The organism is Terribacillus saccharophilus (assembly GCF_002272075.1).
GTDB lineage: Bacteria > Bacillota > Bacilli > Bacillales > Amphibacillaceae > Terribacillus > Terribacillus saccharophilus_A.
Window position 1 is genome coordinate 203659 of record NZ_NPBJ01000016.1, and the last position, 18414, is coordinate 222072.

At 42.6% G+C, this 18414-nt stretch carries 21 protein-coding genes; 4 read left to right on the top strand and 17 right to left on the bottom strand.

The annotated features are described in order from the left end of the window. Positions 1 to 103: 103 nt before the first annotated feature. From CHH48_RS09250 to CHH48_RS09260, 3 genes are read right to left on the bottom strand one after another with little or no spacing between them, the layout of a single operon-like run. Entirely contained in the window at positions 104 to 1321 is a 1218-nt protein-coding gene (locus CHH48_RS09250; protein ID WP_095218853.1) for a cation:proton antiporter, read from the bottom strand. Between the two features lie 3 nt (positions 1322 to 1324). After that, complete coding sequence (locus CHH48_RS09255) at positions 1325 to 1822, bottom strand: cation:proton antiporter regulatory subunit (protein ID WP_038558500.1); 498 nt, start codon at positions 1820 to 1822, stop codon at positions 1325 to 1327. Between the two features lie 11 nt (positions 1823 to 1833). Further along, a complete protein-coding gene (locus tag CHH48_RS09260; RefSeq protein ID WP_038558498.1) occupies positions 1834 to 2052 on the bottom strand; it encodes an AbrB/MazE/SpoVT family DNA-binding domain-containing protein in 219 nt (72 codons plus the stop codon). Between the two features lie 257 nt (positions 2053 to 2309). Between CHH48_RS09260 and CHH48_RS09265 the strand changes: the two genes are divergently transcribed. Next, complete coding sequence (locus tag CHH48_RS09265; RefSeq protein WP_095218854.1) at positions 2310 to 2585, top strand: hypothetical protein; 276 nt, start codon at positions 2310 to 2312, stop codon at positions 2583 to 2585. Between the two features lie 37 nt (positions 2586 to 2622). On the opposite strand, the gene CHH48_RS09270 is transcribed toward CHH48_RS09265, so the two are convergent. The 3 genes from CHH48_RS09270 to CHH48_RS09280 all read right to left on the bottom strand — a co-directional run bounded on the left by CHH48_RS09270 (position 2623) and on the right by CHH48_RS09280 (position 5390). Continuing rightward, entirely contained in the window at positions 2623 to 3711 is a 1089-nt protein-coding gene (locus tag CHH48_RS09270; RefSeq protein WP_095218855.1) for an N-acetylmuramoyl-L-alanine amidase, read from the bottom strand. 214 nt (positions 3712 to 3925) lie between these two features. Further along, entirely contained in the window at positions 3926 to 4735 is an 810-nt protein-coding gene (locus CHH48_RS09275) for an N-acetylmuramoyl-L-alanine amidase (RefSeq protein ID WP_176466399.1), read from the bottom strand. 181 nt (positions 4736 to 4916) lie between these two features. Further along, entirely contained in the window at positions 4917 to 5390 is a 474-nt protein-coding gene (locus CHH48_RS09280) for a VOC family protein (RefSeq protein WP_095218899.1), read from the bottom strand. Positions 5391 to 5520: 130 nt separating this feature from the next. Here CHH48_RS09280 and CHH48_RS09285 point away from each other — a divergent pair, with 130 nt between their 5' ends. Next, positions 5521 to 7269: a methyl-accepting chemotaxis protein gene (locus tag CHH48_RS09285; protein WP_176466398.1), complete on the top strand. Its 1749-nt coding sequence runs from the start codon at positions 5521 to 5523 to the stop codon at positions 7267 to 7269. Positions 7270 to 7312: 43 nt separating this feature from the next. Here CHH48_RS09285 and CHH48_RS09290 read toward each other — a convergent pair whose 3' ends face one another. After that, the gene (locus tag CHH48_RS09290) at positions 7313 to 7525 is read right to left on the bottom strand and encodes a hypothetical protein (RefSeq protein ID WP_038558485.1); all 213 of its coding nucleotides are present in this window, start codon (positions 7523 to 7525) and stop codon (positions 7313 to 7315) included. 227 nt (positions 7526 to 7752) lie between these two features. Between CHH48_RS09290 and CHH48_RS09295 the strand changes: the two genes are divergently transcribed. After that, complete coding sequence (locus tag CHH48_RS09295; RefSeq protein ID WP_038558483.1) at positions 7753 to 8040, top strand: hypothetical protein; 288 nt, start codon at positions 7753 to 7755, stop codon at positions 8038 to 8040. A gap of 27 nt (positions 8041 to 8067) precedes the next feature. On the opposite strand, the gene CHH48_RS09300 is transcribed toward CHH48_RS09295, so the two are convergent. After that, positions 8068 to 8565, bottom strand: coding sequence for a GNAT family N-acetyltransferase (locus CHH48_RS09300; protein ID WP_095218857.1), 498 nt, complete (start codon positions 8563 to 8565; stop codon positions 8068 to 8070). A gap of 464 nt (positions 8566 to 9029) precedes the next feature. Between CHH48_RS09300 and CHH48_RS09305 the strand changes: the two genes are divergently transcribed. Continuing rightward, on the top strand, positions 9030 to 9224 hold the full coding sequence (locus CHH48_RS09305; RefSeq protein ID WP_095218858.1) for a YozQ family protein: 195 nt from the start codon (positions 9030 to 9032) through the stop codon (positions 9222 to 9224). Positions 9225 to 9283: 59 nt separating this feature from the next. Here the strand turns inward: CHH48_RS09305 and CHH48_RS09310 are convergent, their stop codons facing one another. The 9 genes from CHH48_RS09310 to CHH48_RS09350 form a co-directional block, all read right to left on the bottom strand. Continuing rightward, a complete protein-coding gene (locus tag CHH48_RS09310) occupies positions 9284 to 10786 on the bottom strand; it encodes a PH domain-containing protein (RefSeq protein ID WP_095218859.1) in 1503 nt (500 codons plus the stop codon). Continuing rightward, a complete protein-coding gene (locus tag CHH48_RS09315) occupies positions 10786 to 11280 on the bottom strand; it encodes a PH domain-containing protein (RefSeq protein WP_095218860.1) in 495 nt (164 codons plus the stop codon). Before CHH48_RS09315 ends, CHH48_RS09310 begins: the two co-directional genes overlap by 1 nt. A 256-nt stretch (positions 11281 to 11536) precedes the next feature. Next, positions 11537 to 13015, bottom strand: a complete 1479-nt coding sequence (locus CHH48_RS09320) for a DHA2 family efflux MFS transporter permease subunit (protein WP_095218900.1) — start codon at positions 13013 to 13015, stop codon at positions 11537 to 11539. A 180-nt stretch (positions 13016 to 13195) separates the two neighbouring features. Then, a complete protein-coding gene (locus CHH48_RS09325; RefSeq protein WP_095218861.1) occupies positions 13196 to 13819 on the bottom strand; it encodes a TetR/AcrR family transcriptional regulator in 624 nt (207 codons plus the stop codon). A gap of 159 nt (positions 13820 to 13978) precedes the next feature. Continuing rightward, the gene (locus CHH48_RS09330; protein ID WP_245840346.1) at positions 13979 to 14944 is read right to left on the bottom strand and encodes an aldo/keto reductase; all 966 of its coding nucleotides are present in this window, start codon (positions 14942 to 14944) and stop codon (positions 13979 to 13981) included. Further along, complete coding sequence (locus CHH48_RS09335) at positions 14908 to 16104, bottom strand: ornithine--oxo-acid transaminase (protein ID WP_095218862.1); 1197 nt, start codon at positions 16102 to 16104, stop codon at positions 14908 to 14910. Before CHH48_RS09335 ends, CHH48_RS09330 begins: the two co-directional genes overlap by 37 nt. Positions 16105 to 16230: 126 nt before the next feature. Continuing rightward, entirely contained in the window at positions 16231 to 16845 is a 615-nt protein-coding gene (locus CHH48_RS09340) for a YczE/YyaS/YitT family protein (RefSeq protein WP_095218863.1), read from the bottom strand. After that, positions 16835 to 17278, bottom strand: a complete 444-nt coding sequence (locus CHH48_RS09345) for a GNAT family N-acetyltransferase (RefSeq protein ID WP_095218902.1) — start codon at positions 17276 to 17278, stop codon at positions 16835 to 16837. The genes CHH48_RS09340 and CHH48_RS09345 overlap by 11 nt, the downstream gene beginning before the upstream one ends. 200 nt (positions 17279 to 17478) lie before the next feature. Continuing rightward, positions 17479 to 18063, bottom strand: a complete 585-nt coding sequence (locus tag CHH48_RS09350; RefSeq protein ID WP_095218864.1) for a membrane-spanning protein — start codon at positions 18061 to 18063, stop codon at positions 17479 to 17481. Positions 18064 to 18414 lie beyond the last annotated feature (351 nt).

The window sequence follows — 18414 nt, forward strand, 5'->3', positions numbered from 1 at the left end:
TCCTTATATGTTACCTGCCATATACGGCTTGCCGCAAGCTATATACTTGTAAATTTATTGTCATAACAAAAAGAAGGCACACTTTGTGCACCTTCCTTTTAAATTAGGATTCACGAACCCTTTTCGGTTTGACTTCCTGCCATTTGAATATTTTATTAAGGAAGTTAAAGATATGCTTGGATTCTTTTGTCATCAATGGGCCAAGTATGGCAAGAATCAGCACATACAACGCTGAGAACGGCTGCAGCACACCCATAAGTCCTCCGGCCAAACCTATATTGGCCATGATAATAGAAAATTCTCCACGAGAGACAATGGTCAGACCGATGTTCGTGGACGCTTTATGTGATAGACCTGCCCGCCGGCCTGCGATCATACCAGCAACAAAGTTACCGATTATTGTGATGGCTACAGCTCCGAGTGCAAGCCATACAGCGTCTCCCAGTGTAGTCGGATCGATACTCAGACCAAAGCTGAAGAAGAAGATGGCCCCGAAGAAATCACGGAATGGGACAACCATATGCTCGATCCGTTCACCTTGATCGGTTTCAGAGAATACAAGTCCGAGTAAGAGGGCTCCGATTGCTTCGGCTACATGGATTGTCTCCGAGAAGCCTGCGATAAAGAATAGTGATGCGAAAATGACGATGATAAATATCTCATTTGAGGAGATACGTAGAAGCTTGCTTAAAAGAGGTGCTGCCTTCCGTGCAATGACGAAGAACAACAGCATGTAACCTAGCGCGATCAGAATGGACAGGATTGTTCCTCCCAAGGAACTGGAGTCTCCTAATACCAAGCCTGATACAGTGGATAAATAAACTGCGAGGAAAATGTCCTCAAACATAATGATACCTAGAATCAATTCAGTTTCCGTATTACCGGTACGACGCAAATCTACAAGAACTTTTGCGACGATCGCACTGGAACTGATTGTTATGACACCTGCAATAATCAATGTTTCCTTGATTGGAAAACCGAGTATAAACGGATACAGGAAGCCGAGGGCAAAGTTGATACCGATATAGATACTGCCGCCTACAACAATATTTTTACCTGATTTAATCAGTTTCCCTATTGAGAATTCCAACCCTAGATAGAACAGGAGGAATAGAACACCAATTCGTCCGAGGAATGCAATGATATCTTCACTGTGGACAAACTGGAGATTAATTATGCCAAAACTAGGTGCATGTGGTCCGACCAGCATCCCGATGATAATGAGGAACGGGATGATGGAGAAGTTTAACTTGTTGGCAAGTATGGCTGCGATTGCAATTAAAACAAGCGCAGTCCCTACTTCAAATACTAAATGGTCCATAGCCTATCCCCTTTCTTTCAAGAATAATTCACTGTTGGCACGTTTAATATCGGCCCGCTCTCCTGAAATAACAATAGTATCTCCACTCTTGAATGCTGTATCGACACCAGGGTTCAGCTGCTTCGAATGATTCTTGCGAACGATTCCAATGATGTTGATGTTGTAATTCTGGCGGATACCGATCTCTCCGATGGTCTTCCCAATGATCGGAGCATTGGGGCCAAGCTTATACCATTCGATCACAAGGTCATCGAATGCGACTTCAATTGTTTCCACTGCCTTCGGCTTATACGTCATGCCGCCGATGATGGAAGCGAGCTGTCTTGCCTCAGAGTCGGTGAAAGTAACACCGGAGATGCTTTCATCCAAATCTTCGTCATCGTAATGGTAAACTTCCCGACGGCCATCGTCATGGATGATAACGACTACCTTATCGTCATTATCCGTCATAAGCTCGAACTTTTTCCCGATACCCGGCAAATCTGATTCACGGATGTTCATACTGATGCCTCCTATTTCAATTGTTTTGCCTTCCGGACGACTTCCTTGAACTTACTGTCACTTAGTATTTCCTGCAGATCGTGGATCGAATCAAGATCCGCCTTCGCCATGAACACGATACCGCCTTCTTCAACAAATGCGACATGTTCTCCTTCTTTGACGCTGAGCACATCCCGGATATGTTTCGGAACGGTGATCTGCCCTTTTGAACTAAGCTTTGCTAACTCCATGATTTCGCCCTTCTTTCAAGTTTTCCTTACATTCTTTACTTTCTTTACAACTAAAGTTTACTATACATTCAGGATAGGTGCAAATAGCGCGCTTACATTACTGAATGTTTTCTATCATTGCTGTTCAATAATTTGTCACAATCAATCAAGGTTTATTTTGCCAATTTACACTAGTCAACTTACTGCATATCCTTTATACTATAAACAAGAACAAACGTTCTAATTTATAGAGCATACCTAGGAGGACGAACAGCCAGATGCAATTTCGATACGCATATACTGCAGGCAAAGAAGCAGTTATCCGGCATGAGCTAGAGCGGAGCATTTCCGATTACGTAAAGGAAATCATCCCGGATGCACATCGACTCTATTCCAAGAAGACAGCTTCAACTAATAAAGGACAAATTCGACAGGATTGGCGCAATATCATAAATAAGGATGGCCAAGAAATAAACCAGATCTATATTCAGATGTACAAAGAACTAGCAGATGGGTCTTCCTATTACATTGCTGATGTCGAATTGGCAAAATAAAAAACGATGCGGAATTTCCGCATCGTTTCGTGTTTTTTTATTGATAATAATTCTCCAGTCCCTGCACAATTCCAGATGCAGCTTTTTCCTGATAGCTGCTTGTTGCCAGATTAGCAGATTCTGCTGAATTGGTAATATAACCAATTTCCGCTAGGATCGCTGGTGCATTGGTATTACGCAGGACACTAAAATCAGCTGCCTGTGTACCTCGGTCAATCGATCCAAGCTGAGAAGAAAGATTATCCTGTACTTTCGAAGCGAGCTGGACACTCGTATCTCCATCCGGATAATAGTAAACTTCCGTACCGCTGACGTATTCCTCTGAAGTAGCATTCAAGTGAATACTCACGAACATAGATGCATTCGCAGCATTTGACATGGCTGCTCTTGCTTCCAGCGCTACAAATGTATCATCATCCCGCGTCATGATTACATTCGCGCCTAAATTCTCCAGCTGTGCTTGTGTTTTTAATGCAATGGACAGGACGACGGACTTCTCATAAAAGTAATCCCCGATTGCGCCGCTGTCTTTTCCGCCATGACCTGCATCAATTACAATAGTTTTTCCTTTTAACGGTGACAGGCTGTAAGATGCTTCATTTTCACTTGTCGTAATGAAGTCCATGCTCACATAACCCGTTGTTCCATTATGTTCAATTTGTGCCCAATTATTATCAATCGAAAGAATAGAGACAGCATCACCATTATACAGACTGTCTACTACAGAAGCTGACATATCCGGAGTTGATCGGACATTCAACGAAGTGGCAACTTGGACATAGCCTTCGGTTGCGTCAGCAGTCTGTGAAGTCTGCTGCACATCTGCTTGTGCAGAACCTGAGTCTTGGGCTCCGCTGACAAACACCATACTTATGTATCCTTCTTGCCCATAATAATCTATCTTGCCCCAGTCATGATTGACTTCCTTAATGTCAATTGCTTGGCCGCCTTGCAGTTTACCAATTACTTCTGCATCATTAGAAGGCTCTGCTCTTACATTCAGAGACGTCGATACGTCGATAGTTCCGCTATTCGCATAACTCGTTGCCGGCATAAAAGCAACAACTGCTATAAGTGCGATAATAAAGACCAACAGCGAGCGGTGCGTCAGATGTTTTCCTAGCATACGATTCCCCTTCCGTTTTTGTAGAATTTTGTAGATTCGCCATCCATTATAGATGAATATGTTACCAATTAATAGTCTAATAGTCTTGCCAAATATTTTACAATTCCTCTCCTTACAGGAAATCAGAGCTTTTATGCGCTACTTGATCAAGTCAATGAAAGTAAAAGGCAGCAAATACTAGATTTGCTGCCTTTTACCGGAATAAATAAATAGATTATTCTGTGTATTCTTTTACTCCTTGCACAAGTCCAGTGGCTGCTTTGTCCTGATATGCACTCGATGCCAGCTTACCCGCTTCTGCAGCATTTGTGACGAACCCGATCTCTGCTAGTACAGCAGGCATGCTTGTGTTTCGAAGAACATTGAAATCAGCACTCTTAATGCCACGATTACGTGATCCAAGCTGGTTCACGAGACCACTTTGCACACTGTTCGCTAGTGATTGGCCGCTAGATGACCCCGGATAATAATAGACTTCCGTGCCGCTAGCAGATGTTGCCGAGGAAGCATTTGCATGAATACTCACAAATACATCCGCTCCTGCTGCATTTGCCTTAGCAGCTCGATCTTCCAGCTCAATGAATGTATCCCCTGATCTAGTCATGATCACATCAGCACCTTGTGCTTTGAGCTTCGCTTCTGTTTTCTGTGCAATAGGCAGAACAACATTCTTTTCGAGCACACCGTTTGCGACAGCACCGCTGTCCTTACCGCCATGCCCAGCATCAATAGCAATTGTCTTTCCTTCTAATGCACCAGAACCTGTCTGTATGTAAGTCATGCTTACATAACCTGTTTTGCCTTTGTATGTAATCTTGCCCCAGCTGTTTTTCACTTCTAACAAATCAACTGTATCACCCGGATGCAGGCTTCCAATTATGGCGGAAGAAGTGGCTGGCTCTGCCCGGACATTTAAAGTCGTATCAACATCAACAGTGCCGCTTTGGGCGAAACTCGTTGATGGATAGAGCAGAATAAATGCGCCAAAAAGAACTAAAATCCCTATAAGTAACTGTCGTTTCATATACATGCATGTCCTCCTTTGCTGATACTAATCAGATATTGTCACAATTATAGAGGACATGCTGTATAGCAGATAGACCCAAACCGGTAAAGGGTGCGGACTGTCTAGATGCCATACTTGTTTTTCCAGACATGGGTGCATCTGCATAACCTTTTTCCCATTACTAAACTGCCATGATTCGTTAACGGTTAGCATAAATCTGTTCTGTACTGTGTGAATAAACCTCAATAATGTTTCCGAATGGATCCTGGCAGTATACAAGACAATACCCTTTTTCTTCATCCAGCGTCCATATTTTGCTGATGATTTTTCCGCCTGTCTTCTCTATTTTTTTTGCCATGCCATGAACATCTCCACCTTCTGCTACTACACATAAATGGAATATTCCCGGTTCCCAAGGTTTTCTAGACGCCTCTCCTCTTGTTTCCGGCACAACAAACTCGAATAATTCAATACCAATTTGATTTGATGCACTCATATGGACATTCCGGATGTGCTTCACTTTCTCTCCCTGAAGATCACGGGTCATGTCACCTTCTTCTGTTTTCATGTCGAATGGTCCAGCAATGATCCGGAAGCCTAATGCCTCCTTATACCAATTGATTGCAGCATCGAGATTGGAAACCGTCATGCCAATATGCGTTATTGCCGTCATTGCGCATCTTCCTTTCCAATTTTTAGATGATATTTACAAAAAAATTATATCCTTCTTCTTTTTCACTTCACAAACGTTTTCAAACACCGATTATATAGGTGAACGGATCTATGTTCAGAGGGGGATTACCATGAAAAAGAGACATGGCTTAGCAACAAGGTTAATGATTGTCGTTGCAGTGATCACGATTATCTGCGGCGCGGCTGTCGGTACCATCAGTTATATGACAGCAAAGAATGAATTGATTGATGCTGGAAAGATGGATTTGCGGCATATGGCCAATAGTGCCAGCAGTCTGCTCACAGTGTTGAACGAGCGCGTGGAAAATGGTGAAATGACCTTAGAAGAAGCACAGGAAGAAGCACGTAATATCTTGAATGGTCCTATCGAAGACGGCGCACATGACTTATCGCAATCAAATTTCAATTATAAAGACGGCGCCGGATATATTATCGCTTACGATAACCAAGCTAATATGGTCCTTCACCCAACCGAGGAGATTGGCTCACCTCCGGCGGATGACAGTACAAAGAAAAATAGAGAAGATATGATTTTATTAGCCCAATCGACCGATGAAGAAGATGCAGATAGCTTTCTAAGCTACGATGACACCGATGAGAAATCAGGAGATGTTAGGGAGAAGATGGCTTATGTGAACTATTTCCAGCCTTGGAATTGGACGGTAGGTATAACTGTCTATACGGATCTTTTCTATAAGGATCTGGAAAGTGTTAAATGGTTTATAATTGCGGTTACAACAGCCCTTACCATACTGAGTCTCGTTCTTTTTTATTTTTTGATCCGGCCGAAACTTACACAATTAAAAGCGGTGACGGACGCAGCTACACAGCTTGCTGCCGGTGATTTCAGAGAACAAGAGCTAAAAGAAACCAAGGATGAAATTGGTGTTCTAAGTAATGCTTTCACGAAAATGTCTGGCGAACTGCGTTCACTAGTACAAAGCATCATCCAATCCAGTGATAAAGTATCAGATGCAGCTTCCGAGCTCTCCGCAGTCAGTGAGGAAACATCTGCAAGCAGCGAACAAGTCGGCGTGGCAGTAGATGATATTGCCAATGGAGCTAGCTCTCAAGCATCTGATCTGGAAACGACAACATATCATCTAAGCGGATTCAACGATTCTATCCACATGATGACAGCGCAAAGTGATGCAATAGCCCAAGCCGCACTTCAAACAAGTGAAGCAACAACAAAAGGCAGCAATATGATGCATGATTTGACGTCGGCCAATAATGCTTCGATGCAATCAGTAGAAGCTATCTCAGCTGGAATGCAGGAACTTGATAAGAACTTGCAGCAGATTGTCCGAATTACTGATGTAATAGAGAATATAACAGAAGAAACGAATTTACTTGCTCTTAATGCAAGTATCGAAGCAGCACGGGCAGGAGAACATGGCAAAGGCTTTGCTGTAGTTGCAAGCGAAGTTCGAAAGCTTGCTGATCAGTCTAATGCTGCTACGAAAGAGATTCAGCAAATGATTAGCTCCATTACGAAAGAAGCAGCAGAAAATGTAGCTCGAATTGAATCTAATAAACAACAGGCAGAACAGCTAAATCATTCTGTCGTTGCTACAGCTGCTGAGTTCACAGCCATCGAGGCGGCAGCAGAAGCCACAAAGAATGCCGGCAACAGATTACTCGAAGAAATCAAGCAAGTCACTGCACAAACGAATGACATTACGGACAGCATCCAAAATGCATCCAGTGTATCTGAAGAAACAGCTGCCAGTGTTGAAGAAATCGCAGCCTCGATTGCCGATCAAATTCAAGCTGTCGCAAATATCGCAACATCCGCAGAAGAACTGACGCATATAAGCCGTCAGCTTAATGAATCAATTGCAGTATTCAAGCTATAAAAAAAGGCGACCCATGAGCATTAGCTCTGGGTCGCCTTTTTAATCAGGTGCATCCTTCACATTCGTAATATTGTTTGCTTGCATCCAATGTACGTAGCAAGGTGCCGATTTCGACTTCTTCTGGTTCAACGAATTCCAAATCTGCCACACGTTCCTTAATGGACTGGCGCGCTTCTTCCTCAGAAGCTGCAACGTGACTGAATTCACTTGTTTCGCCAGTTGGCAGGATTTTGTACTCGAATAGGTATCTTTGCATATTCATGGCCTCCGTTACACTATATCTTGTGTACATTCACTATACACCATCCCATATATACAGGTCAATTGTAAAAATGCACTTCTACTATATTGCTAGTTTTCTTAATAATCTGTTTCCCAACCCCGCCGATTGCTAAACGGTTTTTCAGCTCATAAAGGAAATTTAACTCCATCCTTAATAAGTTGGGACAGCCCAGCATACGTTATACAAAGGAGGTAGGGACGTTGGAATTTCCTATGATCATGACGAACTTCTGGGATGCCGTGCTCGGTGTGCCCATCGTTCTTATTTTTACGCAAATCGTAAAGCACCTGCTGCCGCTTCCCGGCAAGTATACGCCTACGATTGCCTTACTGAGCGGTTTGATTTTATCTATCTTTTTCAGCCATCCCCACAATCTGATTGCGGCTATTTTTATGGGCTATTTTTATGGCTATGCCGCTATTGGAAGCTATGCAGCCTTACGATCTACCCTTCGCGCCTATCGGAAAGACAAGCATGATTATCGATAACGAGACGAACGCCGGGCAGGCGTTCTTTTATATTCCGTAAACGCTCTGGAGAATTGTATCTTTGACTCGTTCGAATGCTTCTGCTTCATAAGCATATGGATAGCTCATAAGCTGCAAAGGAAGAGGTGCTTCTCCCTGCCGCAAGGGCGGCTGCTCATAAGGAAAGTCATGCAGGTGAAACCCTAGTTTCTCATAAAATCGCACGCGGCGGGCAGCATTTTCTTCTCTTTCTGGCGGTTCCACCTCGAGAATGATCGGTTTATCTGAGCTGGTTATAACTTCTTTCATGATCTTACTGCCCATACCTTGGCCTCGAAAATCTTCATTGACTGCAATATGTTCAATAAACGTTAATTCCTGCAAGTTATAAATCGCACAAAACGCCGCAAGTTTATCTTGTTTTTCATATATGTGAATGTGATAATCTTCCCTCTCAAGCAGCGCTTTTTGCTCCGCATAGCTGCGATATTCCTCAGGCGGAAAAGCATTTTCCATCAGTTCATAGATTGTATTGAAATCCTGCATTTTAAAACGTCCTTTTTTTCTATAAGTATACATGAAAAAAAGCGTCAGCCGCAGCTGACGCTTCTTTTCTTGCTTTAGGACACCACTTCGGAAATACCTTTCACTACTGCAAAGAACGTAACCCAAAGGGGAATACTCAAGCCTGTACCATATAATAATCCTACGAAAAAATTATTCTCATTTTTCTTCATTACTGTCCACTCCTTCTTTTTTGAGGATGCAGAACTTGCTTATATACATTCTACAATGAAAGCGTTTACATAGTAAAGAATTTCCTTATGTCAAATTTCTGCACTATCCGCTTTCTTACTTCAAGGTTACCCATAATAAACCTATGATAAACGTTCCAGCAATAGGACAGAACTTATTAAGTATATAGATCAGAATATTATTCATTCAAATTACCAAACATATTTTCCCTCCGATTCGGGAAACTAAAGAATATATGGAAGGAGGAATAAAAGATGGATAATTCAAAGCAAGAAGTTGCAAATGAGGTAGCCGAAAAGATGTACAAACCTCAAGACAATGAATCATCAAATTCAGTGGATAAGGGTATTTCGGATACTCATGAGCAAGTTAAGGATACGTATACAGAGGGTACTGTTGATGAAAAGATAGATAACGCAAAAGAAGATGGGTCCGAGAAGGACAAATAAATACTAGGTGAAGTGTACTGATTAAAAAGGGACAGCCCGTATTGGGCTGTCCCTTCTCCCTATCTTCTCCGGACATCTTTTGTCCGTTGGTAAAACCAGTCATAAAAACGATTCGCTTCACTTGCTGGAATATCTTTTATTTTATTATGCAGAACCGGCTTCGCTCGATTGACGGATTCGATTGTTGCCAGCTTGAGCCAGCGTTGCATCGGGTTCTGACTACGAGCAATCTCAATCATTTTGTTTCGTTTTGTCACAAAGAGTGTTGTTGTTAATGCTCCCATTTTAGTCTGGAAGAATTTCTCGCTAATCAGATAGCTCGTATGTTTAAAATCCAAATAGCGATACCCTTCTATCACAATAAGCAGAACGATAGAAACAATCCACCACTTTATTTCATAGCCCAGCAACTCTGGGCGCCAGAAATACAAGGTGATGGTCACGCCGAGCCAAATAATACTCGGCTGCAGCAAGCGGTAAAGCAATACCTTCTGCTCCAGTCTCTCCATCGAAAGCTGCACCTCATACTCCGGCAATATCTCGGTAATCAGGATCTTTGCCTGTTTCAGTGGAAAATAAGGATATAGCGAGTTGATAGTTTCCGTCTCGTCGCTAATATCCAGAGAACCTGTACTAATCAGCTTCACCTTCGCTAACCCTAACAGTCGATGCAAGACCGGCTGGGTGATTTCAATACCTTGTACCCTAGCTTTCCGAATGGAAAAGGCTGATTCACTTAAAAGCCCTGTCTGGATATAAATATACTCATCATCTGACGCCAGCTCATAGTTTCCGTACTTTTGCACAACCCGCCACATCCCGACAAGCAAGGACACCACAATAATTCCAATAAGCCCAAATGCCGTAATCCACCAGACTTTCAATAGTGGTAAATACTGACGCATTTCGCTCCAGTCAAAGAAAATATCGAATTTCAGCAAGAAGGATATCAACAGCGGCGGAACCAGCAAAAAGCTCAACGAAGTGAATGATGCTCTGATAAGTTCTTTCTTTGTTGGTTTGAAGTGGATAATTTTCTTCTCAGTATGAGGAACTGTCTGTTCAGATACTGCATCCTCTTCTTCTAAATCGTCTCCGCTTATCTCTATTTCCTGTATAGCAGCTTGCTCCTGTACATTTCCTTTGGTCAACTGCTCTATTCGAGAGGCTTCTTCTTTCGTCAGGACTTGAAAGTCTACAGCTTTCTCCTTGGAACCTGTTTCGAATTTAATCGCAGTTAATCGAAGTAAGCGATGTAGAAGATTTGTATGCTTCGTTACATTTTGGATTTTTTCGTACGGAACAGTTCGACTTGATTTTGAAAAGATACCGCTGTACAAGTGAAACGCTCGCTCATCGGCTGTATATTTATCTGTAAGCCATTTTAGAATACTACTGATAATAGAAAGCAGCATTATTCCTAGAATGCCGTACTTTGCATATGATCCCCAACCATCTGTATTGTTGAAAAAGAAAACAATTATAAGCGGCACAATCCAGCCCCTAATTATCTTCACAATAGCAAACAACATATTAGCCGGATGATAACGTCTCTTCTCCATCAGTCATCCTCTTCCTTTGCCTTAGCATATGCTGCAATTTCATCCCTCAATGCATAGGCCTCTTTATCAGGTAATGCCGGGATGCTGTACTCCCCAGCCATTGTCTCGATCTCCACTGCCCGAAGTTTGTATCTCCTCAGAAGTGGTCCTTGCTTCGTTTCAACAGACTGAATTTTCGTGACTGGAATAAGCTGATCCTTTTGGAACCATGCTCCTTGTCTCAACTGGACATATTCCTCGTCTATATCATAGCGCCAGTTGCGATGGTCGATAACGGTTCCTAAGTAGCCAATGATTAAGAGCGGTACAGAGATGATTAACAGAATTAAAAGTACTGTTCCAATCCAAGCCGGCCATTCGAAAAGAAAATCTAGTCCAAACAGAACAGCAAAAATCAGCAGTACTACCACATCAAATATGACGTCTCCTATCAATCCGACGCGCAATGATTCTTTCGGCAATTTATTCTGAGGTTCTTTTACTTGAGTTTGCATCGGTTTCCTCCCTTTTCTCTCTCTGTTAATTCTTTACGTGGACGAATAGGAATAAGTTCCAAAATTGTACTAAGGAAATAGTACACCACTACCAAAAGGCAAGCAATATAATTTTTGGAAAAATATTCTTAAGATTTTCTTAAGATAAAATGAGTGTAGAGGGAAGGAAAAACCTGAGATTTGCAGTGACTGTGACCTAACCGAAATATATTATCTACAAAAAAGAATGGACCCGGTAGAACCGGATCCATTCTTTTTATTTTGCAGGCTCAGGGGTTACCTGACCGCCCCTATCTTGTTTTTCAATTTTTCGTACAGCATCACTGCTAGTGTCCACACGTTTTACAAACAGTGCCAGCACCAATGCCACAATATTAATCGCTAGTGCTACCCAGAAGGCAGCTTGGATACCTGCCAACAGTGCCTTCTGCGTCATTAGCGCAGTAGATGCTTCTGTTAAAGTAGTCGGGTCCACTCCAGCCATCAAGCTTTCACCTTCATTTTTCGTTACAGAGTTCATGATTGTGACTAAGATAGCTGTACCGATTGAACCGGATACTTGCTGAGCCGTGTTATTCACCGCTGTACCATGCGGGTTCAGAACCGTTGGCAATTGGTTCAGACCATTTGTCATGATCGGCATCATTACCATCGACATACCAAACATCCGCAATGTGTAGATGAAGATGATATAGGCATAGCTGGAATCCAGCTGTAAGTGTGCAAGCATATAAGTAGAAACTGCCGTTATAGCTAAACCGACCACTGCCAAGATGCGCGGTCCGAATTTATCGAATAGACGACCGGTAATTGGTGACATCACACCCATGATGATGGCACCAGGAAGCATCATCAATCCTGAATCCAATGGTGAAATTCCGCGTACATTCTGAACGTATGCTGGTGTCAAAATCATACCTGAGAACATTGCCACAGCATTTACGACAGAAATAACGGAAGAAAGTGCAAACATCGGATGTTTATAAACACGCAAATCCAATAATGGTTTCTCCATGCGCAGCTGACGCATGACAAAGACAATTAAAGCAATTGCACCGACAATCAATGTTGTAAGTACGATTGGATCTGTCCAGCCGTCAGAGCTTGCGGAACTGAATCCATAAAGCAAACCACCGAAACCGGTGGAAGAAAGCACAATAGATAGATAATCTAGTGTAGCTTCTGTATTTTGCTGCATCACATTCTTAAGCTTCCAGACAGCAAGTAACAAGCTGATTACCGCCAATGGAAGAATCATTTCAAACAATACACGCCAGTCATAGTACTCTACAATATATCCTGACAAAGTAGGTCCGATAGCTGGTGCTGTAATCATAACAAGACCGAAGATACCCATAGCTGTACCACGTTTTTCACGTGGGAAACTAACGAGCATGATGTTCATCAGCAAAGGTCCCATTACAGAAGAACCCGCCGCTTGGATCATACGCCCAGTCAGCAATAGGCCGAAGTTCGGTGCGAATGCTGCCAAGGCAGTACCTAATGTAAAGATAATCATCGCTGTAATAAACAACATACGGTTAGAGAATCGAGTAACTAAAAATGCGGAGGCTGGAATCAGCACACCGCTGACCAGCATATAACCGGTCGCAAGCCATTGTACTGTTGAATAATCCTTAATATCTAAGTCAACCATGATAGATGGCAAGGCGACATTCAGTAAAGAGTTATTTAAGAAGGAGACAAATGCTCCTACAAATAAAATCGCCAGCATCAAATATGGTACTTTTCTAGGTTGTGTTGCATCGGTGTTCAAATTTCTATCTCCCTTTATTTAATTTTTAGTGCTGCAAAAGCGGCCGTTTGCAGAGTGTTGCGTTGATTCCTTGCTTTTGCAGTGTCTCCACTAGCTTCTTCATCAAATCATCACTTTTTTTGATTACAGTGCTGTACATCAGTCGACCTCTTTCCTTTGCAGTCCTTTTTTTATCAAACTAATTTGTGCTTCATAATTGTAGATGGCTTCTTCATCCGTAAGATCATGAACGAATACCTGCACAAGATTATGAAAAGTAATAGCTCCGACAATTCGAATGACATGCGATAGCTCCTGCTTATCTTCTATATTCAGAAAAGAGATATCCACCATTTCAAGTGTTTGAGAGCGCTCATTCTTCAAGCTTTCTTTATATATGTTGTTTGCCATAGTATTTTCTTTCCTATGGTTCATATTCAGAAAAGCATACCGAAGAAAGTCATTATGCTCTTCATGATGACGTAAAGAAATCATATATCGGAACTGTTCAAACAAGGCTTCGAATAAGTTCCCTTTCTTTTCCTGAAGAATAGAATTCAGCTTTTTATTATTCTCCTGCGCTACCTGATTCAGCAGATAATAATACAAATCTTCTTTATCCTCGAAATACTGATAAAAGCTGCCTCTAGGTATTCCGGCATCTTTAATGATGTTCGCTATAGACGCTTCATGCAGGGGGACACGAGAAAATTCTTTTTTTGCTGATTGAATCAATGTATTTTGTTTATCTTCCGGTAAAGAAAGAAAGGTTTGCTTCGGCATTTCTTCCCTCCTGCCCAAACATATGACAACGTGTCACAATTGATGATAAATAGATTATATGTGACACCGTGTCACATGTCAAGACTATACTACTATTTATTTCCATACGAAGAGAAACGGATTGCCCAATAGACAATCCGCTTCTCTTCATTCATATAATCAAGGTAAATTATTACCTGCTGTTCGATACAATTTGTACCACTCTTCCCTAGTCAACCGTACATCCTGCGCCTTACAAATAGCTTGGATTCGTTCCGGATTCATAGAACCTATAACAGCTTGGATTGAGGCAGGATGGCGCAATATCCAGGCAATCGCAATCGCTGATTTGCTTACGGTATACTTATCCGCCAGTTCCTGTAGTGCTGCATTTACTTCCGGAAAGTCTGGGTTGTCGACGAATACGCCTTCTATCATACCAAATTGGAATGGCGACCACGCCTGTACCGTCATCTTGTTAAGCTGACTATACGGAAGTAAACCGCTGTCCCTCACGACTGACTCTCTGTTCTGCATATTCACATTTAATCCAGCGTCAATTAAAGGCGTGTGCATCAAACTGAGTTGAAGCTGATTGATAATCAGATCATCTTTTACATATTGCTTCAACAGCTCTATTTGATGAGGATGGTGGTTGCTGACACCAAAGTACCTTACCTTTCCGCTTTCCTTCAGCTTCTGGAAAGCCTCCGCTACTTCCTCTGGCTCCATCAGCGCATCCGGACGATGCAGCAATAGGATATCGAGATAATCTGTCTGCAGCCTATTGAGGATAGCATCCACACTGGACTGAATATGTTCCTTTGAAAAATCGAAATACCCTTTGCGGATTCCGCATTTCGACTGTAGAATTACATCCTCTCGCTTAATCGTGCTTTCTTTAAGTGCAGCAGTAAAAACTTCCTCTGACGCTCCGGCGCCATAAATATCAGCATGATCGAATAGGTTGATACCTGCCTCAGCACTTGCTTCAATTACTTTTACAGCTTCCTGCGTATTCAAATCATTCATCCGCATACAGCCAAGGGCAATCGGAGCTGTATTCAATTCACTCGTTCCTAGCTTCATCGTTATCTCTCCCTTGTCTTTTACTGTAATACTTGCTTCAATCGTTCCAAAGCCCATTCCAGCTCATCTTCGGTAATAACCAGCGGCGGAGCAATGCGAATTACCGTCTCATGTGTCTCTTTGCAAAGCACACCAAGCTCTTTCAGTTTTTCGCAGTACGGCCTTGCTGGTTCCGTCAATTCGATACCGACAAACAATCCTCTGCCTCTGATTTCTTTGATCTTATCTGAAGTTAGCTGCTGCAGCTGTTCCTGGAGATAAGTTCCTAGACGTTGAGACCTGGCAGCAAGATCTTCTTCCTCCAGCACATCCAGTGCTGCAATCGAAACAGCACAAGCTAATGGATTCCCCCCAAATGTGGAACCATGTGAGCCAGGATTGAAGACTCCTAAGACATCTTTATCCCCTGCCACACAGGAAATAGGGAAGACTCCGCCGCCCAGGGCCTTTCCAAGGATAAACAAGTCAGGAGTGACATCTTCCCAGTCACAAGCAAAACGCTTACCCGTACGTCCCAACCCTACTTGAATCTCATCAGCGATGAATAAGACATTCTCTTCCTTACACAATTCCGATGCTGCTTTCAAATACCCTTCTGGCGGGATGATAATGCCTGCTTCCCCTTGGATAGGCTCCAGTATGAAGGCAGCAGTATTTGGCGTGATGGCTGACTTCAACGCATCCAGATCACCATACGGAATATCTTTAATTCCCGGGATCATCGGACCGAATCCGCGGCGATATTCTGCTTCTGAGGATAGGGAGACTGCAGTCATCGTCCGGCCATGAAAGTTTCCGCTGCACACAATGACTTCTGCTTGTTCATCTGCAATTCCCTTCACATCATATCCCCAGCGTCTTGCTGCTTTAAAAGCTGTCTCCACAGCTTCAGCACCTGTGTTCATCGGCAGAATCATGTCCTTGCCAGTTAATGATGCAACTTTTTCATACCATAAACCTAGCTGATCATTATGAAAGGCACGGGATGTGAGCGTAACCTTCTGTGCCTGCTCGATTAGCGCTTTGATAATTTTCGGATGGCGATGCCCTTGGTTCACTGCCGAATAGGCACTGAGCATATCCATGTAACGCTTACCAGCGGTATCCTCTACCCATACTCCTTCCGCCTTCGCTATGACGATCGGAAGCGGATGATAATTATTTGCTCCGTATTGCTCTGTCAACTGCATCAAATCTTGTGCATCTGTAGCCTTCATCCCAACTGCCCCTTTCCAGGTTCATTTGGCGCCCATGATACAGCGCAATCATTCTGCTTTTATTCTAACAAAGTAATAACACTATGTAAGCGCTATATTAGAAATAAAAAAATGAATCGTCTTCCGTTAGGATGTAGACGATTCATAGATTGGCATTATACCTAAGCGCTGAAGAACAATAAATGCATATTGCAGCAAAAAGCCTCCTAATAAAACAGTCAGTACAGTACCCGGTCCAATCGGGCCTGCAAGCAAAAAGGCAGAAACAAGGCAGACTGCGTACAAAAATGTCTTAGTGACAGCTACACTTGAATGTAATTTATCGATTAATACAAGCTTAAGTCGATCAATCGGAATAGGTGCGAACTTTGTATGCAGGTACAAAGCTGTTCCTGCAGCAAGAAGAATCTGTGCACAAAGGAACAAACCGGCTCGGCTGATTATCGACTCAAGTTCCATCCCTGCCAGCAGAAATAACCACCCATCGAGAAAAAGACCAGTTGCGAATGCAGTCAGCAACCCTGCTAATTCAGGTGCTGTTCGAGTAAGAAGGGAATTTACCAGAATGAAAAGACCTGCAAGGATAATTTCCCAGATTCCCACCGTCATACCCGCACTATCCGCTAATCCAACAAGTACCGCATCGAAAGGCGATGTTCCCAAATCCGCTTCAATAGTAAGGGCAATTCCTAGAGTCATCAAGAGAAGACCCGAAAAAAAGAGTATGCCTCTAACCCACATTTTCCTGTTTCTCCATAATAAGATGAGGAATCCCATCCTCATCGAATTCATCTGAAATGCCCTTATAACCGAGCTTCTCATAGAATCCTTTAGCTTGGACTTGCGCATGGAGTTTATATTTCCTTTTATCTGTTTGCTTCGCTATCTCTTCAAGACTTGAAATGATAACGCTGCCTAATCCATACTTCCGATACTGTTCCAGCATACAAATGCGTTCCAATTTAGCATAATCATCTACATAACGAATACGCCCAGTTCCAACTGCTTCTCCTTCATGATAGACAAGGATGTGTTGGCAGCTGTCTTCTAACACATCAAACTGATCAAACTCATCCTCTAACGGGACTCCTTGCTCTTCTACAAATACAGCTAGCCGTATCGCTTTTGCTTTTTCCAGATCATTTTTATCTTGTATAATTTTATATGAAGCCAAAATAATACCTACCTTCACTATTAATATATCCTTCAAACATCATTATGTTGTAAATGCAACATAATGTAAAGGTGAAATTAGGGCTCCTTGCTATTTTTAAAAATATGTTTCACCCTATTTCAGAGAAGTGTGTACGGGTAAAAAAACAAATACCTAATAACAATAAAAAAAAGAGCTGCAAGTAAAAAATGCAGCTCTCTTCAACCACGTATCTCTTTCCCTTCCAGCGGCTTATTCCGAAATAAAGCATATATACCTAAAATCACTCCTCCGAGCAATCCAGCAATCAAATCCGTCATCGTATCTGTATTTCCGCTCCGCTGCATGACACTTGTCACCGTCATGTCTCCGATGAACTCGACGCTTTCCCATATCGCACTCCCTATTGTCGCCATACCGCAGACAAATAGGAAGATGATCCAGCGTGAAATATAGATGCCTGCTGGCCGCAGTACTTTATAGCGATAGATAGCCAAGGCAAGCCAGGCAATATACATACTGCCTACCACATGAAGCGTAACATCCCACCACTTGTACTTATCATAAAAATGAAATATGGCACCCAAGATGAAAGTACAAACAAGCAGACCGTAAAATCCAAGAATATGAGGTATACGGAATGGGCTACGCTTGAGAAAGAGCAAGCCTAGCGGCAGTGCACTCATAATTACCCTGCCTCCGCCTTTCGTCCAGGAATTCGTATCTCCATTTTTCAGTTCTATCACAAAGGAGACCACCATGAAGCATATGAATAAAAAGCTTAAGACAATTATCGTTTTCTTCAAACCTCATCTCTCCTTAACTCTTTTTCCATAGTCTAACCAGTTAAGGGGGATTCTAGTGCGAAAATGATAAAGAGGCTGGGACAAAAGTGTTTCATCTAGGCAAAAACCCGAACTATGACACAAATCTTCAACCAAAGACTTGTGTGAGTTCGGGTTCTTATAAATGATGAGCTATACTAGCGCAGGCAGAATACGGAGACTCCGACGGGAACAGCACGAGCCGAAGACCCCACAGTGGTGCCTTTTCCACGAGGAGGCTGAGGCCGTGCCCGTGGAAAGCGGAGTGTTCTGCCGGAGCGGTGCTCAGGAGTATTATGCGTTTATTGGCATAGGCAATTTAGTTGTGTCCTG